Genomic DNA, 24,278 nt, shown 5'->3' with positions numbered 1-24,278 from the left:
GCCATACGTCAGTTGCACAGCCTCGAAGACAACCGCCACCGCTTCCGGTGTTCGATCTGCCTGCTCCTCAAACAGCGCGTGAATCGGTTGGTCTTTCGGATACTCCGCCGTCGTATCGTTAAAATCAATTAGCAATTTGTCATTTTCTTCAGAAGAAATAAAGTCAAGTTCATCAATCAATTGATGAGGATCTTTGATAATCTGCTTGATCAGATTAGATATATGGGAAAATATCAACGTAACTTCATCATCAGAGAATAGATCTATACGATAATCAAAGTCCATTTTCAAACTTTTTTTTGCCTTACTATGTTGCGCTCTAATCAATAGTTCATTCTCTTCGTGACCACCAAAAACAAGGTCCAGTTCATATTCGAATATCTCATTTTCGAAAAGGGGAGATCTTTGAAAATTCATTGCCACACGGAACAATGGTTCCTTACGTTTAGTATTCTGACGCACTTCATTAACAAGCAAGTTGTAGGGGTATTTTTGATGCGCAGCAATAGCCGATTTTTTCTCATAAACAGCTTTAATAAAAGACAGGACATCCTGCCCATCTTTAATAAGCATTCGAAATGGCACGGTACTTACGAACATGCCAAACATTCCTTGCTCACTGGCATTTGAACGATTAGCGTAGTAAGTTCCGATAACTTGATCATTATTTGAGGTCACTTTATGAAGATACAGGTGGAATGCCGAAAACAACATAGTAAACATAGTAATCTCATTTTCTTTGCAAAACTTTCTAATGCCATCATACATCTCAGGCGTAATAGTAAAAGACTTCCTTTTGCCTACCGTGCTTTCGGACCTTTTACCATATAAGATATCCTGATTATCATAAGTATAGTTTTCGAACTCCTGTAGCCAAAACTCTCTATCTCTAACAAAAGAATCTGAATTTACATACTCAAGCTCACTATTAATAAAATCTATGTAAGATGAATTTATTCCAGGAGAAACTTCGCCCCTCAATAACTCAACATAAATATCCATAATTTCCTTTGCAATCAATTCTGCAGTGTAACCATCGCAAATAATGTGATGTATTCGAAACAATATGACACATTCATTTTCGTTTATTTGAATAATTTGAAATTGAATTAACTCTAGATTCCCTAGTGTCATTATTTTTTTTGACTCTTCCAAAAGATATGAATCTACATCAATCTTCGATCCGTCAACTACTTTCAAACTAATGTCGCTAGACTCTCGAAAATACTGTCTAGGCTCATCTTCTCCAAAGACTCGAGTGTGAAGGATAGGATTACGTTCAGCGAGGATATTGATTGCATTTATTAACAAACTGTAGTCTATGGAGCCCCTTTTAGGTTCTAATTTTAAAGAGAACAATGGAGCACTCAACCCTGTATTCGGCAATATTTTTTCAGTATTCCAAATTCTCTTCTGTGCGTTCGTTAATGGATAATTAGGTGAATTCAACATAAATGAATTGCCTCCTTAAATTTTAGATGATGTGCACATTTTATAGATGAATTAATTATCCTCTCATCTTTCACTTCAGTTATTAATTGATCAATCGATGCAAATTAAGGCTAATCCAACTCTCACTGCTTACACTAAACCATTGAAGACTTAAGGAATTCAGTAGTCATCCTGTTATAGAACCATCACAAAAATCTCTTCTTTTTTTGTGTACAAAGATGCATGCGAAGCGATATTATCACTTACAATCCGTTTCACATGCAACGGCCGAGTACATCAGGTTTGCCTTCCGAGTAAATTCATAATGCGTTAATCACCTCAAAATCGTCACATCCTAGCCCTATCATTCTTCTTGTTAGACAGTAGCAACCAAGCTTCTATGAGCACATTTTAGCCATAAATTATAGCGAGAAGACTTGTTTTTAGTTAATATTCTGTACCATTACAAAAATGTTTCTGAAGATTTCATTAAAGAGTACTTAGCACATACTTATTTTGAGGAAACAAACAGTACAAAATAGCACATTATAATAAAATTCCATACTCTGTTATTTTTAAAATAATGTATTTTTAATAAAAAAATAATACATCAAAAATTTGTAAAAAAAAACTCACAATAGATCGTTTAAGGTAATATTATACATCAATTTGTATTTTATTGGAACAAGGATTTTATTTTTACTATAAATCCTGTTAATTTTTTTTTTGAAACTTAAAGGTTTCAATAGGGTAAATTATAAAGATGTCTACAAGAAGACAAAATAGGAGGTTTCTTAGCTTATTCTCTCATTTTGAGAATATTAAACACTTCAAATCCAAGTTCGTGCGATCTACTACGCTGGAACTGCATTAACAAAGTGAATTAACCATGAGCATATCTCTAAAAGGAAAGTCTGCTGACGATTCTCCTATAGTCGTCTCATTCAACACTAAAACATGAAACGTTGTACCTTAAGACCTGCTTCTGCAATGAAGGGCATCATTGAACAGCCTCTTAGAAACTATATTCAAATTCTAACAAACAAAATAAATAACCCGTCTCCGATAGATTTCCGAAGACGGGTTATTTATTTTGTTAGGTGTTTTGTCCCCTGTCCAGAAAGGCAATCCCCTTCTTAAATGAATCGGTTTAATCGAGAGGGTGTAATAACGGTCAGTAGGCTGAAAAATAATAACATCTTAAACCCATTGGTAGTTCAAAACTTTGATAGATTGAAAATCGGCCTCAGAATCTTGCGAATCCCATAAGCAAATATAGTCATTGGGCTCCACGAGCTACGATTATTTTGAATGTACTGATCGTTGATTATATAAGTACGAGTGGAGGCACGGCTTTTCAAGCCAAACTCTTCCCATTTTGTCGGATCATCCGAATTTCCGATCTTTTCGATCATATCTGTTGACTCACTATCTATCTTAAATAAAATCTGTTCGTAAGCTCGTGTTATTTGTGTATGGAATTCGTCAATGGGATTGCCACTCGCAAGACTTTCCAAGTGGATTCCTTCCCTGAGATAAGAAACATATGCTAAATGTTCAGCCCAAAACTTGTCTATATAAAAAAGACGTACCCGTTGTTCCAAAGGACTCATTGACTCTATCCCCTTCAAAATTGCGAGCCTCTCCTCGTATAGAATTCGCCTCTGATCCTCAACCATATCAGAATAACCATTCAATTCCTGTTGGATTTCGAAGTTTTGACTCATAATAACACGTTGTATATGCGTGATTTTGCTGTGTAATGCCGGATCTTTGAGAGCCTCATCCTGTTTTTGGGCTCGAATCAATTTATGGATACCAAACCGAAATAACAACTCGTCCTCCAAACTAATAAAAAATATTGAAGTTCCGGGATCCCCTTGTCGTCCAGAACGACCACGAAGTTGATTATCAATCCGCACACTTTCGTTTATATGAGTACCAATCACATACAAGCCGCCCAGTTTGACGACAACCTCTGCTTGCGAGGGGGTACCACCGCCAAGACGAATGTCAACACCTCGTCCTGCCATATTCGTAGATACAGTAACAGCGCCGATTTCCCCCGCTCTAGAAATGACTTCAGCTTCTTCTGCATCATTTTTTGCATTCAGAACATAACAAGGTATACCTTCAATTGCTAGAGCCTCAGCCAGTAAGTCAGACTCCTCCACGCTTGACGTTCCAATAAGAATTGGCCGTCCTGTTGCATGAACAGATTTAATTTCGTGTACAAGTGCCTTAAGCTTAGCTTCTTTATGCGTATAAATTCGATGCGGCTGATCAATCCTTATATTTGGACGGTTCGGTGGAATTTGTAATACCTGCAACGAATAAATCTCTTTGAATTCCATCGAAGAAGAATTCGCAGTAGCCGTCATTCCACAAATTTTTGGATACAGGCTAATAAAGTGTTGAATGGTAATCGTTCCAAGAATTTCACCTCCGACATCTGATTGCAACCCTTCTTTCGCTACAAGAGCGGCTTGCAGTCCTTCTGGTAAGTGCCTGTTCTCAGCCACGCGGCCAGTATATTCGTCGATTAACTCAATTTTACCGTCTCGAACGATGTAATCAACATCTATTTTAAATAATGTTTCCGCATGCAAAGCACAATTTAAAGATGTTAACAGATCGGAATTATGACTTTCGTACAAATTTCCGCATCCCAGTAGTGATTCCACTTTTAATGATCCCGATTCATTTAAGTAAACATTTCTCTTAAATTCATCGAAGTCATAATGCTTATCTTCCTCAAGCTGCCTAGTCACATCAGCAAAACGAGTTACGTCATATTCTGAAGAATCGGAATCACCTGCAATAACAAGTGGCACTCGAGCCTCATCGAGAAGCAATGAATCCGCTTCATCAACGATCACGTAGTGAAAAGGACGATGCACAGTATCGGATTCATTCAGAGCAATCGCGTCGCGTAAAAAATCGAATCCTGCCTCTTTAGCCGTAACATAAGTTATATCAGCCGAGTATGCTTCCCTCTTCTCCGATAGGCTCATGCCCTCTTGTACAGCTCTTACCGTCAATCCAAGGAAACGATATATTGGCCCCATCCACTCTGCATCCCTCCTTGCCAGGTAATCGTTAAAAGTCAACACGTGAACTCCTTTACCAGTGAGCGCATTGAGGTACGCAGGCATAACAGCAGACAACGTTTTTCCTTCCCCGGTATGTTGCTCGATCAAAAAATTCTCATGAAGAGCGATAGCAGCCATTATCTGGACATCGTAGGGCTTTAAATTGAGCTTTCTCTTTGCCGTCTCACAGATTAATGCATAGGCATGTACAAGCAACTCATCCAAAGGCTTACCAGTTTGCGCTTCTTTTTTTAGCCGTAGCGATTCTCCTTGGAGCTGTTCATCGTCCCATTCTTCCAAATTTCGTTGCTGAATGAATTGCGCTCTATCCCGATAGTCTCTCAACTTATTGTTAACTTCTCTGTCTTTAAATTTTCGCATCAACTTGGTGGCTAATTTCATTAGTTGGATCCCTCCTCGGAAAAGATGCGTACATCATATTAGCTGAAGTATAACCATTTTGTTGAAATTGAGCAAAAAACAAATAACGGCTGGAATAGCTCATCTGACACTTATATGGAGCACATGTACAGACTATAAAAAGTTTCGAATACTTTTATATAACGTTTCTACTCATCCTTCAGCCGCCGTTGATACAAAACAACAGAAACTATCGTTAAAAAAATCGTCCATGCCAAAATAATGAGGAGAGGCTTTAATACACTTCCCTCCGTCGAGCCTGTTTCTAGCAGATTAACCAACTGACTGCTTGGCAGGTAATCCACCACTTTTAAGATCGGGTAATCATCCTTAAGAAGAGCCGCCATTGGTGCCCCAGTAAATATAAGCGCCACAGGAAGTATGGATAATGATGCATCAAGCAAAGTCTTAGAAAATAAGCCACATATCGTTCCGGCCGCAATGTATAAAATAATAGACAAAAGAATTGCAACTACAAATGCCCACATATTGGTTGGTTCATATCCAAATGTTATCGTAGCAATGGTCAGAACAACAACAGACATAGCAAAAACTAATGCACTCTTACCAATTAGCACATCCATGGTCGTAGCAGGAGTCATCATTAGAGAACGTAAGGTGTTACGTTCCTTTTCTTCCGCAATCAAGCACGCTTGTACGAAACATGTCAACAATACGAAGGAAGTATTAAAAAGAAAACCACTAGCTCCAGGCAAAGACGAACCTGTTGACCGAAAAAAGAATGCAAGAAGAATAGGAATAATCAACATAATGGAGACCGCATAATTGCGCGAAAACTCTTTGTAATCCTTTACGAATATAGCTTGAATACGTTTTATAGAGATACTCATAACAATTCACTTCCTGTCATTTTGATAAAGATTTCGCCCAGGCTTGGCTCTTTAGTTTCTAATCTATCAATCAAGCCTCGTTTCATCCAATCGGCTATTAGATCTGCCGATTCCTCATCTAACGTGAGTTCGTGTGTTTCCCCATTTATCAATTCAACAGAAACAACGTTCTCTCGATAAAGTTTTTTTAGTTCCCTTGGTGAACCAATGGTTTGAATCTGTCCTTGATGCAAAATTGCTACACGGTTACATATCAGTTCTGCCTCAGTCATGTCGTGTGTAGTCAAAAAAATAGTTGTCCCATTCTCATTTAAGTAACGTAAGCCTTTATATATATGTGCTGTGTTTACTGGATCTAAAGCCGATGTAGGTTCATCCAGAAATAATAATTCTGGCTCATGGATAACCGCACATGCCAACGTAACACGCTGACGCATCCCTTTAGATAGTTTATTGACTTTCTTTTTGCGTTCTCCGCTTAGATTTACGAATTGCAACACTCGATCAATTGAAGACTTAGGAAGATCATATAATTGTGCATAAAGTTCTAAATTTTCCTCAATTGATAGTCTCTCATACAGACCACTATTATCCGTTAGAATACCGAAGCGCATTTTCTGTTTGGACTGATACATCATCTCAGCTGGCTCGTTGAATACCATTGCCTGTCCACTTGTCGGATTTAATTGCGCAGTTAGAATCTTTATTAACGTTGTTTTTCCTGATCCACTTGGACCTAGAAAACCAAAAATTTCTCCTTTCGGAATTGAAAAAGATACATCTGTCAATGCGTCTCTATTTCCAAATTTCTTTCGAATACTCTCTACTTGTATAATATCCATTAACATCACTTCCTTAAGAGTTTATGACTTAAATATATACAGATTTCAAGCTTCCTTCATCAGAATTAGCCGAATTGTGGCATTTTTTACCCGAATAGTACCATGAGATGCCCAGTTGGATCGATGTTTTCCTAGGCATTAAATGTTAAGAAGTGTTTTTAACTCATGCAGTTTTGAACGGGATAGTGGAACCACGGCATCTTTATCTATCTGTAATCGCAAACTATAACTATTCTTCGTCCATGTAATAATCTCTTTTACTTTTTGAAGATTAACAATATAAGAACGATGACACCTGAAGAAACCAAAATTTAATAATTTTTGCTCAAGGTCATTTAGCTTTAGAGAACAGACAAAATCCTCTCCACCCACATGTACATAAACTGATCCATTTATACTTTCTATATAATCAATTTCTGGCGGATTAAATAAAATGACTTTTTCATTTTTTTTTGCAGAAATTTTTTGCAAGGTGATATGGGTCTGAGTTTGTTCCTTCACTTCACGCTTGTCCACTTCGAAATCCTGAATATCCATTAGGTGAAATCCAGATTCGTTTAATCGATAAATAGTATCACATGAAATCATGGCATCCTCTAAATTCGAAGTTAAAATTAAAATCTGCTTTTCTTTTGAAAGATCATCTAAAATTTTTTTGAATTGACGACGATCCAACTCTTCTAAATTATAATAAGGCTCCTCCAGTACCACTGTAGACTGATGCGCAAAGAAAACACGAAGCAGTGTCACATACATTTTTTTAGATGAGCCAAGATCCTTGATTTTCACATTTCGTTCTTCTTTTAAAGCAAAATAGTCAATTAAGAAAGCTAATTGCTCATTTTTTTCCGTTACTTTGATGAGAAAATTAATTAACTCTTCTACGGTTAAACGCATATACTCGCTTTGCTGAGCTCGAAACAAGTAACATTGGGAATGACTCACTAATTGATCCATTAAAAGCTGTTTTCGTTTTAGGTCTGTTATAATGCCTACACATTGGTTAGGTGTAATCTTGATTTCAATTTGCGGTACAAGTAATTCACCATCATAATAAATGGGTTGAAATTGCATAGCTTCCTCCTAGATAGTTCTTTATATGCTATATCAATAATATAATCTTTTGAGGATTTTTTGTAAGATTTTATCACTTTTAGTTACTTGTAATGAGTAAATACTTTTATTCAATGCCTAATATTTCTACTTTCCGCAAGAATAGAACAATAGCAGTTGATCGCTATTGTTCTATTCTTGCGGAAACTATAATTGGTATTTAACAACCTTTATACGAAAAATCAAGCACTTCTTATAAAGAATCTGTTGAGGCTAATAATCGAACACGGAACGTGGTATCAAGCAAGTCTATCAACAGAAACGTTTGAAATTGACTGAGACGTTGCGGATGAACGTTCCATGGAACAACCCCAAGATTCAGATGATATCATAACAACCAAAAGAGATATCGTCGGGTTTGAGCAAAGCTACGAATGGAATATTTTCAATAAAAATTATGTGTGTATTGGTGCCGATTACAACTAATAGAACAAAGAGTAGGAAGATACTGATTGATATCCGGAAGATCTATACTCCGTAAAATATTATTGATTTATCCCATTTTTATTTCATTCATGCTCAACCACATGTAGATATCAATCGAACGCCCTCTCCCCGCAATACGAAACGATCACGCAAAGAAGTGCATCAGATCATCATTCTCCCCTAATTCATCATTTGACGATGAACTTTTTTCTCCTGAAAAGCCCTAAAATTCAGCAAACCCGCAACAATGGCCAAGATGGTCAGTGCAGCCGCAAACAAATAAAGATTCACAATACCAATGTATTCCGCTAGCCAGGCCATACCTAACAATGAAACGCAAAATATGAGATGCATCATTGAGGCTTGAGCAGATAAAACCTTGGGTAACATCGGATTAGCCACACTACTTTGAATCAACGTACGTCGGTTAATCATAGCAAGCTCAGCAAATGGCCCCATTAACATGACCAGGAACAACGCAACAAAAGGCTGTGAGTTTAAAGCATAAACGGCGGTTAGGATTCCATACCCTGCCATCCCTATCATCATGACTGAAAAATATCGACGTCCAATGATTCTGGCTAGGGCAAGTACCAGCAAACCACCACCAATGGTACCAGCAAAATAAGCTGCATTGATGAAGCCCCACCATTCTTCTCCCTGTCCAAGCGCCACTTGCACAAACGCAAGCGTGAATGCGCCTACCCAAATAGAGCCGCCAAGCATGTCGATCATATCCATGAACGTAAGCACTCGCAGACGAGGTGTCTTCCATATCATTTTCCAGCCTTCCGTTAACGTATGCCATCTACCTGTGCCCAGATCAGGAGAAATATCTGTTGCTGCATTCACACGCTTCTCTGGTATCCCTCCATGACTTGGTTCCTTAACGCCAAGTGTAAATACAGCCGCCAAGCCATAAATAACGGCTGCAATTAACAACGTTGAACTTGATCCAATGAATGCAACCACTACGCCGCTTAGGCCCCAACCTGCAAATTGTACAACTTGATCACTGACGCTCATGAGTCCATTGGCTTTGAGTAAACCTTGCTCATGAGTCACCAGTCGCGGAATCAGCGCATTTCGAGCTGGCGTTGTCCACCCATCGAGAAAAGACATCACAAATATAAGCGAAAACACAAGTACTAATGAGGATGCTACGCTATTAAGATGTATGTACACTGCCAGACAGATGAACAACAAAAACTGCCCGGTTTGTGAATAAAAGAGTAGGCTGGACAAATTAAAACGCTGAATGAATAGCGGTGCAACTAAACTACTCACCAACTGAGCCCCGCTGCGGATCAATGGCAAAAGTGCCGCAGACACGAGCGAATTTGTACGATCCAGCACCATAACCGTAAGGGCCATAATATACAATACGTCCGCAGCATTGGCTGCTGTTTGGGTTGTCCACAGATAATAAAAAGAACGAGTTAAATACGAGGACTTCATGAACATCTTTCTCCATTTCTATAGCTTGCTCTGGAAAATCATTAACGGATACTCTTTTTTAGACAGTATATTATCCGTAATCTGCAGTATCACTTCGCGATCGCGCAATTCCAGCACATTTGATTTAGATAGGTCTTCAGGTGTAATCCATCTCGCATCTGCAATTTCTACAGCATCCACTTGCAGAGAACCACCTATAATTTCACCGATAAAATGGAACAAAACCACCTGTTGCTGAAAACTGCTTATAAAATTGTAAATACCTGTTGTAGCAGTCAGTCTAACATCATACCCCGTCTCTTCTCTGGTTTCCCGACGTGCCGCATCCAGTATATCTTCCCCATACTCCACTCGACCTGAGGGGTAATTCCATGTATTTCGCACAGAAGCTTTGTTCTCTTTGATGATAAGCAATTTGCCCTTATGTAAGATCGAAACGCTCACAACGAATACAACTCCCTGTTGCTCCATCCTTTCAACTCCACCACCGTTCAAAAAATCATCTTCTATAATTAGAACACTTGTTCCTTAATTTGTAAATAAAAGAATTTTTCAAGTTTCCTTCTATATCTTAGATGGTGATAAAAAAACAGCCCTCCCATCCACATGGATGGGAAGGACCAGTATTCCATCATCTTCCGTTATGACATCGACTTCGCCAGTTTTGTAGCACGCATGGATGCAATAGCATAGACGACAAGCGCTATCCAAATGAAGGCGAAACCAACCAATAGCACAGGGGAAACCGTTTCCTTAAACACAAATATGCTCAGAACCAACATAATCGTTGGTCCGATGTATTGCACAAATCCAAGCGTGGACAGCGGCATGCGGGCAGCTGCACGTGCAAAGAACAGTAACGGCAATGCGGTTACAACGCCGGACAGCAACAATTCAAAAAACATTGGCGCTGGCAACGTCCAGGCCGTTGTTTTACCCACAATACCCAGATAAATCCAATAACCTAATGCAACAGGCAAGACAACCGCGGTCTCTGACAACAAACCTACTGACGCATCTTGCTTGATCTTTTTCTTCGCCAGACCATATAAACCAAAGGATGCAGCCAGTGAAATGGAGATCCACGGGAAACGTCCGTAGTCGATCGTAATAATCAGCACGGCAATCGCTGCAATAGCAATGGCCAGCCATTGACCCCGGTTCGGTTTCTCATGAAGGAAAACGACGGCAAGCAGCACATTCAGCAAAGGGTTCAAATAATAACCAAGGCTAGTCTCCACCACATGACCGTTGTTCACAGCCCAGATGAAAATCAGCCAGTTGATCGCAATCAACAGTCCACTAGCCGTGAGCGACAGTAAAGTTGAGCGGCTGGTCCAGATTCGTTTTACATCACTCCAGCGGCGCTGGATAGCGACTAAAATCCCCATAAATACAAATGACCACACCACCCGATGTGACAAAATCTCACCAGCCGGCACGTCGTTAAACAGCTTCCAATAAAGTGGGAGGATTCCCCACATGACATACGCAATAATGGCATTAATTAATCCGCTATTCATGAAACATACCTCTCTTTATGATCTCTGTCTGTAACTCTATTTAATCTCTGATGTCTCAACGGATTATACGCCTCGTTCCTGACATAAGTAAAGAAATACTTATAAAAATACAATTTTGTAACTATATACATCGTAGTCTAAACACACAACTTCATTGAAGTGCATTGCTTCTCTTCATAATAGCGTATAATAAGATAAATTCTTTCTCTATGGGGGCCATGACGATGTCACAAGATATCTGGTTTAACTTGCCGGTCAAAGATGTTGAGAGGGCAACTTCTTTTTTAATGCAATAGGATTTAAATCGTCGAACGTTGGTGGCGAGAGAGCCATGATCTCCATAGGCCAAACTACAATTATGCTTTTTCCACACGAAACTTTTGAGAAATTTACCGTAGCCAGAGCTGCGGACACTTCGCATAGTGCAGAGGTTATCATCTCCATTGGTGCTGAGAGCAGAGAAGCAGTCGACTCCTTTATTCGAAATGTAGAGCGTGCCGGAGGAAACGTCTTTGGCAGACCAGGGGAAACAGACGGTTGGATGTACGGTGCGGGATTTGCGGATCTGGATGGTCACCGCTGGAATCTGCTTTACATGGATGAGGACAAGATGCCGAAGCGTCAATAAGAGCCCGTTCATAGATAAAACATCTGATAGATCATAAAAATGTATATCAACAAAAACGGACACTCGCTCATATAAGCTTAGTGTCCGTTTGTTTTAGTTTATCCTAGAAGCATACCCAATTATTACTTCGCTTCGCCAACTACAGTAAAGCGTTCATTTTTATGCTGTGGATTCTCAATCTCATCCACAAGCGCAATCGCATAATCGGCATAGCTGATATAGCTGTTGCCTTCACTGTTTACCATAATCACATCGTTGCCTGACTGATACTTGCCAGTGCGCACGCCTTCCGGATTGAAGAATCCAGCCGGGCTAAGGAATGTCCATTGAATCCCGGAAGAAGCTTTCAAGTCTTCAAGGTTCTTGCCTTGGTTAGTTGCTGTTGCTTTGTACGCATCAGGGAATCCAGGGGAATCGACAACACGCAGCGTTTTGGACTCGTCTGTGAACAAGCTTCCTGCACCACCCACAACGATCAAACGTGTATTTGGAGCATCTTTCAAAATGTTGATCAGGGCTTGTCCTACTTCTACATGCAGGTTTTCTTTGCCCGCCGGAGCTCCAAACGCATTCACAACCACATCAAAGGCTTGAACATCTGAAGCCGTCAGATCAAATACGTCTTTCTCCAATACATTCAGGCTTTTGTCTTCTAATTTGGATGCATTACGCACAATCGCTGTTACCTCGTGCCCGCGGTCTGCCGCTTCTTTCAAAATAATACTTCCCGCTTTGCCTGTTGCACCAATAATTGCAATTTTCATCGTCAATCTCTCCCTTAAAATTATGTTTGTTCAAAAATCAACTCCATAATGTAACTATAATTGTTACAACTAATTCTGTCAACCTGATCCTCTTTTAATCTTTTAACCACAAAACCCTATCACCTAATTATCCCTACAACTAAAAGAATTCATTCCATTTTCAAACCAAAAAAGACGCACTTCCTAGCGAAATCTCTTCGCTGGAAATGCGCCCTAACCCGCACCCGATTAACAATCTTTATCCGGTACCCCTGCTTCTTCACGTGTACGGAAGGATGAACCGCAGCCGCATGTAGCCACTGCGTTCGGGTTGTGAATGGTGAAACCGCCGGACATGCCGGATTCTTCGAAATCAATTTCGAGACCATTCAAATATTTCACGTTTTCTTTCTCCACAACGACTTTCATGTCATGAATGTCCATATATATATCCTCATCGGACTCTTTATCGTCAAAGCCCATGGCGTACGAAAATCCGGTACAACCGCCCGGTGCTACGCCAAGACGCAGGAACATTCCAGGGGTCTCTTGCTGTGCAAGCATCTCTTTCAATCGGTCTGCAGCCGTTTCGCTGATATTAATCATGCCAGGTCACTCTCCTTTTCATCACTCTTCCTTAAATTATACTCCACCCCGTCAAGGGGCTCAAGTCATGTTTGCCCGCTTCCGCGTTCCCCCTGAACTCCTTTTTCTTCCCAGTGTATTGAACCCCTGCGGCACGAGGTTTATAATGGATAGGTGGTCACTCTGAAAATGTCAATATTTTGTCATGAGATATTCGGATGTTGGTCATATATGGAGTTGTAATTTTTTTCACATTTCGAGACTGGTTCTCAGTCCCCAATGCATATAGAGTCACTTTGACTCCTTTTGAAAAAATAAACTTTTCGATTGCAGCACACGCTGCACCGGGTAATAAGAGTTAGTCTTTCACAGGAAGGCGGCAGTTGACCGCATCTTTGCTATGTAGTTCTGTTTAATGGTTCAACACACCACAACTCGAATTCCGGTAAAGAACAGGAGGAAACAGCATGTCTACATTGGTAACACCGTTCACCGACAAAAGAATGGCTGAAATCGTTGAGAAAGTGCAGAACGGCGTAAGGCTGAGCGTAGAAGACGGCGTCTATCTGTATCAAACAGATGATCTGCTGACTTTGGGCCAGCTGGCCAATGAGGCCAATCTGCGGAAGAACGGCAAGAAAGTCTATTTTATTGAGAACATGAGCCTTTATTTCACCAACGTATGCGAAGCACGCTGCGCATTTTGTAATTTCCGCAAAGACCAGGGTGAGGAAGGCTCTTATACGTTATCCGGTCCGGAAATGATCGACTATGTCGAACAGCATATTCATCCAGGCGTGCGTGAGTTCCACATTGTAGGTGGACATAACAACCATGTTCCTTTTCAATATTATGTCGATTCTCTGCGTGCTTTAAACGAAAAATATCCGGATGTCACGCTGAAAGCTTACACGGCGGCAGAGATCGATTTCTTCACTCGCATCAGCGGCCTGAGCATCAAGGAAGTTCTGCAGGAGCTGCAAAAAGCCGGCCTGAAGTCCCTGACGGGCGGCGGCGCAGAGATTCTGTCGGATGAGTATCGCAAAAAAATGCGTGTAGATAAAGCGAATGTCGATCGTTATCTGGAAGTACACCGTACCGCTCATAATCTGGGCATGCGTACACATACTACAATGTTATATGGTTCCATTGAGTCCTATGAGGACCGCGTGAACCATATGGCACAGATTCGTGAGCTTCAAGACGAAACCAACGGATTTATGGTGTTCATTCCACTGTCCATGCAGCCAAAGAGCAAATCTGCAAGCATTATGCGCCGCAACTCCGCTTATGAGGACCTCAAAACGATTGCGATCAGCCGCTTGATGCTGGATAACATTCAGCACGTAAAAGCTTACTTTATTAACATCGGCCCACAACTGACGCAGGTTGCGCTCAGCTTTGGGGCATCCGACGTGCATGGTACGATTGTACGTGAAAAAATCAGCCACGCTGCCGGCGCGCTTACACCGGAAGGATTAACACGCAAAGAGCTGATCTGGCTTGTCAAAGGTGCAGGCCGCATCCCTGTAGAACGTGATACGTTCTACAATGAAATTCAAGTTTACGAATAGCTCTGATTAGTCTCATCGATCTAGGCAAGGGTTACAGCAGCAGAAGCATCACTCATCAAAGAACGATACTTTCTTCAATCAGGGGGGACGTTTGATCAGAGTGATGCTTAACTGTGGTCTCATATTTCAAATTTTTATTTTCTAATTATTAATTATTCAAATTATTCAAACCAAAACAACACACGGAGCAGCTATGTGAAGACATAGCTGCTCCGCAGGTTACAGCCCCAGCAGTGGGACTGATGCAGAAAGGAAGCCGAGTCATGAAAAATTTCGTCATTCTTGGAGGCGGCTATGGCGGCCTCACGATCATCAAGGAACTTTTGGAAGGTAAAATCCCGTCAGATACGCAGATTGTATTGGTGGATCGAAGCCCCTTTCAAGGGTTGAAGACCGAATATTACGCACTCGCAGCAGGAACAGTATCGGATTACGACCTGCGTATCCATTTTCCGGTAAATGAGAAAGTAACACACCGTTTCGGTGAAGTTACAGCCATTAACCTGGAACAGCGTCAGATTGAATTCGAAGGTCAGGAACCGTTGGAATATGACAAGCTTGTAATTGGACTAGGTTGTACGGATCGTTTTCACAACACGCCCGGTGCCGAGGAATACAGTTGCACAATACAAAGCTTCAGCAAAACACGTGAGACGTATCTCCGTCTTAATGAAGTCAAAGCTTATGGGCATGTTCACATTGTGGGCGGCGGCTTAAGCGGTGTTGAGATGGCTGCCGAATTACGTGAAAGCAGACCCGACCTGAATATCAGTATTCTGGATCGCGGTGAACGTGTATTATCCGCATTCCCTCAACGTCTCTCCTCTTATGTTCACGAATGGTTCGGCGAACATCAGGTTGAAGCACGAGGACATATTGCTATCTCGCGAGTCGAGCCTAACGCGATCTACAACCGCGATGAACAGATTCAAACGGATGCTGTTGTATGGACGGCAGGCATTCAGCCGGTGAAAGTCGTTCAAGACCTAGATGTAACCAAAGACCCGCAAGGTCGTGTCGTATTAAATGAGTATTATCAGATTCCGGAGTATACCGACGTTTACGTGGTAGGTGACTGTGCCAGTGTACCTTATGCACCAAGTGGTCAGGCTGCGGAGGTTCAGGGTGAACAGATCGCTCATATTCAGCATGCCCTCTGGAAAGGCGAAAAGCCCAATCCGCAGCCTCTTAAGCTTCGCGGCACACTTGGCGCGCTTGGCAAGAAAGCTGGATTTGGGCTGATGGGCAAAACGTCCATGATGGGACGAGTGCCTCGTATTTTAAAAAGCGGCGTGCTCTGGATGTCGAAACGCCATCTCGGTTAATCGAGATCCAGCGCGTCCCAGGCATCCGCTTCGGCAATTTTGGCTAGAATGGCGTTATATAGATCTTCTACTTTATCTGTGGTTACGACTTCACCATTGACCAAGGCAAAAGGAGTCATATAACATTGACCGCAATTGGTCAAACAGCCGTATTCAATCACGTCATAGTCCGGATTTTCATCCAATTGATCCATGACTTCATCCGTGCCAAAATGCATATTGTTAGCACAAAATTCAATAATTGGTCTCATTTCAGTTCACCTGCTTTGTTTGACCATTTTAATTTATGGTCATTTGTAATATAATATAGGAAGGAAAGGAGTTGAACAATATGAGCGAAAACGCACAAAGCACCATGTATGATGAGGTATCTGATGTGCTTGATAAACTTCGTCCGTTCCTGCAACGCGATGGCGGTGACGTGGAACTGGTCGACGTGGAGGACGGCATCATTAAGCTGAAACTGGTCGGTGCCTGCGGCAGTTGCCCAAGCTCCACCATTACCTTAAAAGCCGGGATTGAACGCGCCCTTCTTGAAGAAGTTGAGGGTGTACAAGAAGTCGTACAAGTATTCTAATCAATCCTTCACGAAATAAACCTCAGAGAGCCTTTCGCTTCGCAAGAAGCGAGAGGCTCTTTTTTTTGTAATTCCATCAGATTGTAGGCCGGATCGGATCAAGTCCTCCAGATACATCCATGATGTTGCCTGTTATAAAATCCGAATGATCCAGACACAGGTACGTGATCACTCGCGCAATATCTTCCCCACTACCAGGCCGACCTCTTGGTGTTTCTTTATCGGTTATGCCCGCAATCTCATCAATTGTTTTCTCTTTGTTCGCACCACGGATATCTCCGGGGCAAACCATATTGACCGTAATCCCATAAGGGGCCTCTTCAACCGCAAGAGTCTTGGTAAACGAAACCAGACCTACCTTGGCAGCAGCATATACGGCACGATGAGGCCAAGATCTTGCTTCACCCGCGTGACTGAAGCCAAAATGAATAATACGCCCCCACTGCTTGCGGCGCATTTCCGGCAAAACCAGTTGATCCAGAATCATTGGCCCGAGCAGGTTGCCCTGCACTAACATCTGCACTTCAGCTTCAGAATAATCTGCAAACACCCGACGCTCTCGTACAAACGGCCCGGCATTATTCACCAGAATGTCTACATAACCCAGCTGTGTCTCTACCTCTGTAACGAGTGTGTGTATCTCTTCTACTTTGGATATATCCGCCTGAACCGCAATGCAGCGCACCCCTTTAGCGATAATCTGAGCTTGCAACGATTCGGCTTCTGTTCTGCTATGCACATAATTAAGGGCAATGTGGCATCCCTGATCCGCCAGACTGAGGGCTGTCATTTTACCAAGGCCTTTGGCACTTCCCGTTATGAGGGCAATCTTTCCCTTCACGTTCATCCCCCTCTTCAAAGAGCAGTCACTCATTCAGTATAAAAGATTTAGGCTTGCCTCACAACTTGCATGTGCTCACAATCTGTTCCAGTTATTTAACTAATACAAATAAGTCCTGATTATCCAAATTTATCTTGATTACCTTACATACCTCTGATAATGTCTTAAAGTCGTTTCTTATCTAAAAAAACGCTATTATCATGTTCGAAAGGATCGTGTTCAATGAAGAAATGGTTCAAATTGACTTCATTAAGACTCACAGTGGTATTAGTTCTATTGTATTCTGTGCTATTAGCGGATATCGGACCCGTCTCTGCTACAAATGAGAACATCACCACATCCAATGAATACGAATGGGTGGATGGCCCGAATACCGTATCTCTTGATGGCAAAGCCTCACTTGAGCTTCCGGCAAACTACTCATTTCTAGGTAAAACGGATACACAACGCTCCATGCTGGATCTGGGGAATCAGCCGAACGGAAATGAGATCGGAAGCATGTACAGTAACGACCCCACGGGTTCATGGTCTGTCATATTCGAATACGTACAAAGCGGGCATATTCATGACGATGACGACAACCAATTGGATGCTCACGAGTTATTAAGCAACTATATGCGTTGGGAAGTCGAACATAACCGTGATGCAACAGAAGGAAACGAGCTCCATGTAACGGGGTGGGAGATTGCACCTGATTATAATCCTTCCAGTCATCAACTGGTTTATGCACTCGGATTCAAAGATAGCTACGAACAAGCCTTGGTCAATTATAACGTTAATCTTTTGACACGCGAAGGCTATATCACGGCGATTCTGGTAACCGAAAAAGCGAATTTGGAGCAAAGTCGTGCTGCTTTTGAAGAAACGGTGCTTGGGCATCTTACCGTGAATCCAGGTTACACCTATGAGGAGTATAATGCTAAAACTGACCAGACCTCTCGTCTTGGTCTCAATAGTCTAGTTATGGGCGGGATTCCTTATACCGCGGAAGACGAAAGTATTTGGACATTTTTGAAGCATAAGTGGTATTGGGGGCTGGGTTTATTCATATTGTTATTTAGCTGGGTCAGGTACCAACAGAGAAGAGATGCATTACATCAAGAGGAAACACAGTATCCGGTGACCCGGGAATATAATTATGAAGAACACGAGCAACAACATACGGCGGAACAGAATGAATTAACGTACTACCGCACTTCGGATAAAAATTCAAAAACAGAGAATACATAATAATTAATTCAAGTTAACCAGTCAGTTTACTACCAATAAGAAAAGGCCGCGCTCTCACATTAGAGAGCCGCGGCCTTTGTTGTAATACATATCAGCAATACTTACGCTGATGTCTCAGAGAACCTTAAAATGCAGGTTCAACTGCACCTTGGTAACGTTCTTTGATGAATTTTTTCACCGTTTCGGAGTGGAGAGCTTCTGCCAGTTTTTTGATAGCGTCGGCGTCTTTGTTATCTTCACGGGACACCAGAATGTTTGCATATGGATTGCCTTGCAAATCTTCGATCAGCAACGCATCTTTAGATGGATTGAGGTTTGCTTCCAGCGCATAGTTGGCGTTGATAAATACCAGATCGGCTTCATCCAGCTGACGAGGCATCATGGCTGCATCCAGTTCGATGATTTCCAGGTTTTTCGGATTCGCTGTAATGTCCTGTTTAGTGGATGCGATGTTTGTATCGTCTTTGAGGGTAATCAGACCTTTTTTCGCAAGCAACAAGAGTGCACGTCCACCATTCGATGGGTCGTTTGGAATAGCCACTTTAGCGCCATCTTTCAGTTCATCCAGGGATTTAATCTTTTTGGAGTAACCACCGAAAGGTTCAACGTGAACTGGAGTCACAGCAACAAGGTTGAATCCGCGCTCTTTGTTCTCTGTATCAAGGTAAGGCTGATGCTGGAAGAAGTTTGCGTCCAGTTTCTTATCTGCCAGCTGTTGGTTAGGTTGCACATAGTCGTTAAACGTCACCACTTGCAAACGAATGCCTTGTGCTTCCAGTTCGGGTTTGATGCTTTCCAGAATTTCAGCATGTGGTGTAGGCGAAGCGCCGACTTTCAATTCAACGGTACGCGGAGCACCTGCTGCGTTATCCGCACCACTGTCCGATTTCTTGTTGTTGCCGCAAGCTGCGAGCACGGCAATCATCATCAAGCTGAGTAAAATAATAGACCATTTTTTCATCTGTAAAACCCCTTCGCATTTTTATTTTTCAATCTATCTGTTATTTCCGGGTGAAATAAATGACCAGACGATCACCAATCATCTGCAGGAGCTGAACCAGAATAATCATGGATACTACGGAAATGATCATGATCTCATTCTGATATCGGTAGTATCCATAGTTAATGGCTAGTGTGCCCAGACCTCCACCGCCAACCATACCCGCCATGGCCGTATAGGACACAAGCGTAACGATGGTAATTGTAATTCCGGCAAGCAAGCCCGGTAAAGCCTCAGGTAACAACACCCGTCTGACGATCTGAGCCGTAGATGCCCCCATTGCCTGAGCTGCTTCAATGACACCGCGGTCTACTTCACGTAAAGTATTCTCCACCAGACGCGCAAAATACGGAGCAGCCGAGATGACAAGCGGTGGGATGACACCAAGCACACCTGTAGCGGTGCCCACCAGCGTACGCGTAAACGGAATAAGAGCAACAATTAATATGATGAAAGGTACTGAACGTAAAATATTAACAATAACAGATAATATGATGTAGGTTAGTTTGGAACTAGGTGCAGCCGAGCGGCCTGTCATAAACAGAATGACACCAAGCGGCAAACCCAAGAGAACAGTAAACAAACCGGATACAGCTAGAATTTGCAATGTTTCAACGGAGGCCGTACCGACCTCTTCCCAGCGCACTTTGGAAAAATCCATTATCGAAGCACCTCCACATCAAGTCCTTCTGCGGTTAGTTCAGACAAGGTTTGCTGGATCGCAGCGGAGTCACCTTCAAAACGCACCGTCAGTTGACCATAAGGAATCTGCTTGATTGTAGAGATTGTACCTTGCAGAATTGCGAAATCCACACCTGTTTTGCGAACCGTTCTCGACAGAATCGCCTCATAGGTTTTATCTCCAAGAAATGAAACCTTCACCAACTTGGAAGAAACACCTGCCGGCAACTCCGTTCCGGCATTTGCCATAACCGTTTCCTCCAGTGCCAGTCCACCTTCGCTGTCCCGTGAGACAAAATCCCGTGTGATCGCATGTTGCGGTTTCAGGAACACTTCCGTCACCGGGCCTTGCTCCACGATACCACCTTGATGTATAACAGCCACTCGATCACATATGTTCTGAATAACGTGCATTTCGTGAGTAATTAGCACAATCGTCAGATTATACTTTTCATTGATATCCAGCAATAGCTTCAGGATCGAATTGGTGGTTTGCGGATCAAGTGCCGAGGTTGCCTCATCACAGAGAAGAACATTCGGATCACTCGCAAGTGCCCGTGCTATACCTACCCGTTGCTTCTGTCCACCGGACAACTGTGCCGGATATTTACTGCTATGTTGCTCCAGACCAACCAGAGCGAGCATTTCCTTCACCTTACGATCAATCGCTTCCTTAGGTGTGTTGACCAGTTTTAAAGGGAAAGCCACATTGTCGTATACCGTTGCAGAAGACAGCAGATTAAAATGCTGAAAGATCATACCGATCTTGCGTCTTTGCTGCTGTAGTTCACTTTTGCTAAGCTCGGTCAGGTTAATGCCATCAACCCAAACCTCACCTTCCGTCGGGCGCTCAAGTAAATTAATACATCGAATCAAGGTACTTTTCCCCGCACCCGAGTGACCAATAACTCCAAAAATCTCACCCTTCTGAATTTTCAGATCAAGGTGTGATAACGCCGTCGTTGTTTTGGCACGTCTGCCATATGTTTTGGTTAATCCAACCAATTCAATCACTAATACTGCTCCTTCCCCATCACCTACATATATCTTTACCCGAAGGAAGGGAAAACTCCCCGTTCTACGCAAAAAAAGAGCCCTTTGCAGATACAAAGATGGCTCTTCACGTGAAATGACCTTCTCATCTGCCAAAATCATGTGCAACATGATTCTGTAGGAATTAGCACCTAACATCAACAATGAGAACCATTCATGCCATCATCGTTGATCGGTTGCCGGGCTTCATCGGGCCTGTCCCTCCGCCACTCTCGATAAGAGAAATATAAAGTTGTAGGATTATATAGATTCATGTAGTTCATCATGTATAATGACCGAACTGCATCAAATGCTGTATTAAAGACACGATTCCATGTAAGATTTGATCTGGAACTCAGTATAATCAAAGTATTCCGATTTGTCAAATGGTATTATTTAAAATCATTGCTACATCTAGTGTTTCAAAATCTGTTTACGCCAGATTCGATTAATGTATCGATAGGCCATATTCAGTGTTTCACAGACCATATCTACCCCTTGCTGCATCTCAAGAAGATGCTGATCCAGATCCTCCAGCTTCACTTTGCCACGCAACGTCTGATGTAACTGCCACAAATCATCCTGCATTTCCGAATTCATGTAATGAATCTCCATGTTACGCCGCTTTCGCAATTTGCTCATCGGTTCTCGGTATGCTTCCTTGATTTTAATTAATTGCTGTGCCAATTCATGATGATCCCGATAATATTCGAATTGCCTCAGAACGGTATAATAGGAGAAATGTACTTTTGTTTTCGATGTATTCAGTTGGAAAACTTCATTCAAAACCGTACCTAATTTGTCCAGAATCGCGAAACATCGAATAAACGCATCTTTATAAAAATAAACGTACCGGGCATATTCTGCTTTCTCAGCAGAACTCATATCGCCCGTCGAGCCTGCAACCACTTTTTTACGAAAATGTGCGGATGCAAAATAACTCTGCTCCAGTTCATCCAACGAGGAGATTAGTCCCTGTGTCCACACATACAACTTCCGATAATCATGGTTTGGATCATGATCCACATACATTTGTTTTTCAAAAGACTCCAGTGTAAACGCCATGGTATCCATGGCTTCTTTCAGTTTCCCTTGATTCACTCGTGGCTTTTCTCCCAGTAACGTACGTAGCATAGAAGACCTCCTCTTTCCACTGATGATGCAAAATATATATGTTTTCACAGCTGTTGAACAGCTGAAGATGAATCAGACCCTAATGTGAGTTCGGTTAATCAAGACAACTTGATTTAGGTTGCCCTGCTACCTCCGACATCAAACAAAAGTCCACCTCTCCAATGATCTACATCACCGGATGGTGGACTTTCCAACATGGCCCAGCGCCACTACAGGACAATGCAATAAACTTACTTTTTACACAAAATTATCTATTTTAGAAACGGTTCACCGGGCGGTACAGCTTGTATACGAGGAAGCTCATATAGGTCAAGACACCAAACAGTATAGCGATATCCAACATATGTGCCAGCGCCACAAACATGTAAACTTCCGGGCGATTGATCGTCCACATCATAAACATTCCAATAACCACTTGCAAAAGAATCAGAACGACGGATAACACACCGAGAGTACGCAATTCACGGTTATCCGGGTGTTTACGATAAGCAAAGTGTCCCAAGACCGCAATCACGATCACAAGTGACACAGCTGCCAGACGATGGGCAAAAGCCACAGCTACCCCGCCAGAAAGTTCAGGTACAATCTGCCCGTTACAGAGCGGGAATCCGGAACAACCACCTGCAGAATCCGTATGGCTTACAAATGCCCCTGTATACACGACCAGGTACGTATAGATCGTTGAAAACCAGACTAGATTGCGGAACCCCTTACTAACGCGCGGATACTGGTTCAGACGCTCCAAACCGCCATATCTGGCCTCCTGCCTGATCCCAAGAGCCATCATCAATGAGCTGGCAAAGGCAATGAGCGCAAACCCAAAGTGTAGCGCCATGACCGCCGACGATTGTGAAAAGACTACGGCAAAAGCGCCCATAATTCCCTGAATAATCACAAATAAAAGGGTTAGAAACGAGAACAATTGCAAATCACGACGCTGTTTGCCAAAGCGCAAGAAAGCAACAAAAGATGCGATAGACAATAGTCCTGCCAGTGCACTGACAGCACGGTGGGAGTATTCAATCAGAGAGGCAACCGTGTGAGCCGGTACAAGCTTTCCGTTACATAAAGGCCATTCTGTTCCACAGCCAAGGCCTGATTCCGTTTTAGTCACGATTCCGCCTCCGAAGGTAGCCAGGAACATGACGAGACAGGTTAATACGGTTAACCATTTAAACAATGTTAAGTGCTTCAATTTTTTCTCACCCGCTGTTGTTTTAAGATGGCGAAGAAGTTCTTCGCTTGATGATCATGCTGATTCATTATTGATGCTGGTATTCTATTGTTGCTTTGAACGATGTTATTGCCTTACCTACTGCTTTGACTCCATAAGAAGGCACATTACAGCACTTGTTTTGTACTTTGACACTAATTTCACAACTAAATTCATTATACCGGATAAAAGCATCATTGACGCCGCGCTTTGTGACAAAATGTTAACGTCTGTTAAAAATTTGACCAGCAGGTCATTATATTTCGAAATTATGTATGTAAATCACGGCGGACTCGCGCCTAAAACCCCTCATTTAAGTTCCAGTAATGAGCTATGAGTTTCAAATCATCAACTACCCCAACTTTGAATTCTAACGATCACCACGAAGCTTATTTTGCCAAAAAAGTTCCTCTTCAGAATGCAACGATCACCATGGAGCTTATTTCTAAGAAATAGTCTAAAAAATAGTGCAAATGCGCCTTTTAGCTCAAAATAACGTCACTGGTGATCGTTAGAATTTCTGAAAAGCTATTTTCGAGTGAATAACGTTCCTGGTGAT

General features: G+C 42.2%; 22 protein-coding genes and 1 riboswitch. Of the genes, 5 read left to right on the top strand and 17 right to left on the bottom strand.

The annotated features are described in order from the left end of the window. The 8 genes from FS818_RS26840 to rarD form a co-directional block, all read right to left on the bottom strand. Nucleotides 1–1,452 (bottom strand): condensation domain-containing protein (locus FS818_RS26840; protein WP_145336344.1); only part of this gene is annotated, 1,452 nt, incomplete at its 3' end. A 1,196-nt stretch (nt 1,453–2,648) separates the two neighbouring features. Then, nucleotides 2,649–4,925, bottom strand: coding sequence for an accessory Sec system translocase SecA2 (gene secA2, locus FS818_RS26835; RefSeq protein ID WP_145336342.1), 2,277 nt, complete (start codon nt 4,923–4,925; stop codon nt 2,649–2,651). A gap of 167 nt (nt 4,926–5,092) precedes the next feature. Beyond that, a complete protein-coding gene (locus tag FS818_RS26830) occupies nt 5,093–5,794 on the bottom strand; it encodes an ABC transporter permease (RefSeq protein ID WP_145336340.1) in 702 nt (233 codons plus the stop codon). Then, nucleotides 5,791–6,636 (bottom strand): ABC transporter ATP-binding protein, encoded by an 846-nt coding sequence (locus FS818_RS26825; RefSeq protein WP_145336338.1) that lies wholly within the window; start codon nt 6,634–6,636, stop codon nt 5,791–5,793. The genes FS818_RS26830 and FS818_RS26825 overlap by 4 nt, the downstream gene beginning before the upstream one ends. Before the next feature lie 138 nt (nt 6,637–6,774). Continuing rightward, the gene (locus FS818_RS26820) at nt 6,775–7,710 is read right to left on the bottom strand and encodes a LytTR family transcriptional regulator DNA-binding domain-containing protein (RefSeq protein ID WP_145336335.1); all 936 of its coding nucleotides are present in this window, start codon (nt 7,708–7,710) and stop codon (nt 6,775–6,777) included. Nucleotides 7,711–8,355: 645 nt separating this feature from the next. Then, nucleotides 8,356–9,633: an MFS transporter gene (locus tag FS818_RS26815; protein ID WP_145336333.1), complete on the bottom strand. Its 1,278-nt coding sequence runs from the start codon at nt 9,631–9,633 to the stop codon at nt 8,356–8,358. Nucleotides 9,634–9,651: 18 nt separating this feature from the next. Further along, entirely contained in the window at nt 9,652–10,104 is a 453-nt protein-coding gene (locus FS818_RS26810) for an NUDIX hydrolase (protein ID WP_145336331.1), read from the bottom strand. A 170-nt stretch (nt 10,105–10,274) separates the two neighbouring features. Continuing rightward, complete coding sequence (gene rarD, locus FS818_RS26805; RefSeq protein WP_145336329.1) at nt 10,275–11,156, bottom strand: EamA family transporter RarD; 882 nt, start codon at nt 11,154–11,156, stop codon at nt 10,275–10,277. A gap of 358 nt (nt 11,157–11,514) precedes the next feature. Between rarD and FS818_RS26800 the strand changes: the two genes are divergently transcribed. Next, the gene (locus FS818_RS26800; RefSeq protein WP_313960485.1) at nt 11,515–11,784 is read left to right on the top strand and encodes a VOC family protein; all 270 of its coding nucleotides are present in this window, start codon (nt 11,515–11,517) and stop codon (nt 11,782–11,784) included. 122 nt (nt 11,785–11,906) lie between these two features. On the opposite strand, the gene FS818_RS26795 is transcribed toward FS818_RS26800, so the two are convergent. Both FS818_RS26795 and FS818_RS26790 read right to left on the bottom strand, forming a co-directional pair. Beyond that, nucleotides 11,907–12,548, bottom strand: coding sequence for an NAD(P)-dependent oxidoreductase (locus FS818_RS26795; protein ID WP_145336327.1), 642 nt, complete (start codon nt 12,546–12,548; stop codon nt 11,907–11,909). A 228-nt stretch (nt 12,549–12,776) separates the two neighbouring features. Further along, nucleotides 12,777–13,133 carry a HesB/IscA family protein gene (locus FS818_RS26790; protein WP_123064700.1) on the bottom strand — a complete coding sequence of 119 codons (357 nt, stop codon included), beginning with the start codon at nt 13,131–13,133 and terminating at the stop codon, nt 12,777–12,779. A gap of 446 nt (nt 13,134–13,579) precedes the next feature. On the opposite strand from FS818_RS26790, the gene mqnE reads away from it, so the two are divergent. Beyond that, on the top strand, nt 13,580–14,686 hold the full coding sequence (gene mqnE, locus FS818_RS26785; protein ID WP_111269507.1) for an aminofutalosine synthase MqnE: 1,107 nt from the start codon (nt 13,580–13,582) through the stop codon (nt 14,684–14,686). 263 nt (nt 14,687–14,949) lie between these two features. Continuing rightward, nucleotides 14,950–16,011, top strand: a complete 1,062-nt coding sequence (locus FS818_RS26780) for an NAD(P)/FAD-dependent oxidoreductase (protein ID WP_090919552.1) — start codon at nt 14,950–14,952, stop codon at nt 16,009–16,011. On the opposite strand, the gene FS818_RS26775 is transcribed toward FS818_RS26780, so the two are convergent. Further along, nucleotides 16,008–16,262, bottom strand: coding sequence for a YuzB family protein (locus FS818_RS26775; protein ID WP_090919554.1), 255 nt, complete (start codon nt 16,260–16,262; stop codon nt 16,008–16,010). The two genes, FS818_RS26780 and FS818_RS26775, sit on opposite strands and share 4 nt — an antisense overlap. An 80-nt stretch (nt 16,263–16,342) precedes the next feature. On the opposite strand from FS818_RS26775, the gene FS818_RS26770 reads away from it, so the two are divergent. Continuing rightward, nucleotides 16,343–16,588, top strand: coding sequence for a NifU family protein (locus FS818_RS26770; protein WP_053783253.1), 246 nt, complete (start codon nt 16,343–16,345; stop codon nt 16,586–16,588). Between the two features lie 76 nt (nt 16,589–16,664). Here the strand turns inward: FS818_RS26770 and FS818_RS26765 are convergent, their stop codons facing one another. Further along, on the bottom strand, nt 16,665–17,429 hold the full coding sequence (locus FS818_RS26765; protein ID WP_145336325.1) for an SDR family oxidoreductase: 765 nt from the start codon (nt 17,427–17,429) through the stop codon (nt 16,665–16,667). Nucleotides 17,430–17,651: 222 nt separating this feature from the next. On the opposite strand from FS818_RS26765, the gene FS818_RS26760 reads away from it, so the two are divergent. Continuing rightward, nucleotides 17,652–18,659: a DUF2167 domain-containing protein gene (locus tag FS818_RS26760; protein ID WP_145336323.1), complete on the top strand. Its 1,008-nt coding sequence runs from the start codon at nt 17,652–17,654 to the stop codon at nt 18,657–18,659. A gap of 124 nt (nt 18,660–18,783) precedes the next feature. Here FS818_RS26760 and FS818_RS26755 read toward each other — a convergent pair whose 3' ends face one another. The 5 genes from FS818_RS26755 to FS818_RS26735 form a co-directional block, all read right to left on the bottom strand. Further along, a complete protein-coding gene (locus FS818_RS26755; protein WP_090919563.1) occupies nt 18,784–19,620 on the bottom strand; it encodes a MetQ/NlpA family ABC transporter substrate-binding protein in 837 nt (278 codons plus the stop codon). A gap of 40 nt (nt 19,621–19,660) precedes the next feature. Continuing rightward, on the bottom strand, nt 19,661–20,320 hold the full coding sequence (locus tag FS818_RS26750) for a methionine ABC transporter permease (protein WP_145336321.1): 660 nt from the start codon (nt 20,318–20,320) through the stop codon (nt 19,661–19,663). Beyond that, on the bottom strand, nt 20,320–21,354 hold the full coding sequence (locus FS818_RS26745) for a methionine ABC transporter ATP-binding protein (protein ID WP_145336319.1): 1,035 nt from the start codon (nt 21,352–21,354) through the stop codon (nt 20,320–20,322). Before FS818_RS26745 ends, FS818_RS26750 begins: the two co-directional genes overlap by 1 nt. Nucleotides 21,355–21,475: 121 nt before the next feature. Continuing rightward, nucleotides 21,476–21,615: riboswitch (SAM riboswitch) on the bottom strand. A 171-nt stretch (nt 21,616–21,786) separates the two neighbouring features. Further along, the gene (locus FS818_RS26740) at nt 21,787–22,506 is read right to left on the bottom strand and encodes a Cthe_2314 family HEPN domain-containing protein (RefSeq protein ID WP_145336317.1); all 720 of its coding nucleotides are present in this window, start codon (nt 22,504–22,506) and stop codon (nt 21,787–21,789) included. 256 nt (nt 22,507–22,762) lie between these two features. Beyond that, on the bottom strand, nt 22,763–23,650 hold the full coding sequence (locus FS818_RS26735; protein ID WP_397351824.1) for a COX15/CtaA family protein: 888 nt from the start codon (nt 23,648–23,650) through the stop codon (nt 22,763–22,765). Nucleotides 23,651–24,278: the final 628 nt, after the last annotated feature.

This window comes from Paenibacillus xylanexedens, assembly GCF_007680605.1.
Lineage (GTDB): Bacteria > Bacillota > Bacilli > Paenibacillales > Paenibacillaceae > Paenibacillus > Paenibacillus xylanexedens_B.
This window is presented reverse-complemented; position numbering and strand designations above follow the sequence as displayed.

Coding starts and splice junctions, on each gene's coding strand:
- FS818_RS26830 (WP_145336340.1), bottom strand. CDS start 5,794: ATGAGTATCTCTATAAAACGTATTCAAGCTATATTCGTAAAGGATTAC.
- FS818_RS26790 (WP_123064700.1), bottom strand. CDS start 13,133: ATGATTAATATCAGCGAAACGGCTGCAGACCGATTGAAAGAGATGCTT.
- FS818_RS26755 (WP_090919563.1), bottom strand. CDS start 19,620: ATGAAAAAATGGTCTATTATTTTACTCAGCTTGATGATGATTGCCGTG.
- FS818_RS26740 (WP_145336317.1), bottom strand. CDS start 22,506: ATGCTACGTACGTTACTGGGAGAAAAGCCACGAGTGAATCAAGGGAAA.
- FS818_RS26800 (WP_313960485.1), top strand. CDS start 11,515: ATGCTTTTTCCACACGAAACTTTTGAGAAATTTACCGTAGCCAGAGCT.
- FS818_RS26795 (WP_145336327.1), bottom strand. CDS start 12,548: ATGAAAATTGCAATTATTGGTGCAACAGGCAAAGCGGGAAGTATTATT.
- FS818_RS26760 (WP_145336323.1), top strand. CDS start 17,652: ATGAAGAAATGGTTCAAATTGACTTCATTAAGACTCACAGTGGTATTA.
- secA2 (WP_145336342.1), bottom strand. CDS start 4,925: ATGAAATTAGCCACCAAGTTGATGCGAAAATTTAAAGACAGAGAAGTT.
- FS818_RS26770 (WP_053783253.1), top strand. CDS start 16,343: ATGAGCGAAAACGCACAAAGCACCATGTATGATGAGGTATCTGATGTG.
- FS818_RS26825 (WP_145336338.1), bottom strand. CDS start 6,636: ATGGATATTATACAAGTAGAGAGTATTCGAAAGAAATTTGGAAATAGA.
- rarD (WP_145336329.1), bottom strand. CDS start 11,156: ATGAATAGCGGATTAATTAATGCCATTATTGCGTATGTCATGTGGGGA.
- mqnE (WP_111269507.1), top strand. CDS start 13,580: ATGTCTACATTGGTAACACCGTTCACCGACAAAAGAATGGCTGAAATC.
- FS818_RS26820 (WP_145336335.1), bottom strand. CDS start 7,710: ATGCAATTTCAACCCATTTATTATGATGGTGAATTACTTGTACCGCAA.
- FS818_RS26750 (WP_145336321.1), bottom strand. CDS start 20,320: ATGGATTTTTCCAAAGTGCGCTGGGAAGAGGTCGGTACGGCCTCCGTT.
- FS818_RS26780 (WP_090919552.1), top strand. CDS start 14,950: ATGAAAAATTTCGTCATTCTTGGAGGCGGCTATGGCGGCCTCACGATC.
- FS818_RS26815 (WP_145336333.1), bottom strand. CDS start 9,633: ATGAAGTCCTCGTATTTAACTCGTTCTTTTTATTATCTGTGGACAACC.
- FS818_RS26810 (WP_145336331.1), bottom strand. CDS start 10,104: ATGGAGCAACAGGGAGTTGTATTCGTTGTGAGCGTTTCGATCTTACAT.
- FS818_RS26775 (WP_090919554.1), bottom strand. CDS start 16,262: ATGAGACCAATTATTGAATTTTGTGCTAACAATATGCATTTTGGCACG.
- FS818_RS26735 (WP_397351824.1), bottom strand. CDS start 23,650: ATGTTCCTGGCTACCTTCGGAGGCGGAATCGTGACTAAAACGGAATCA.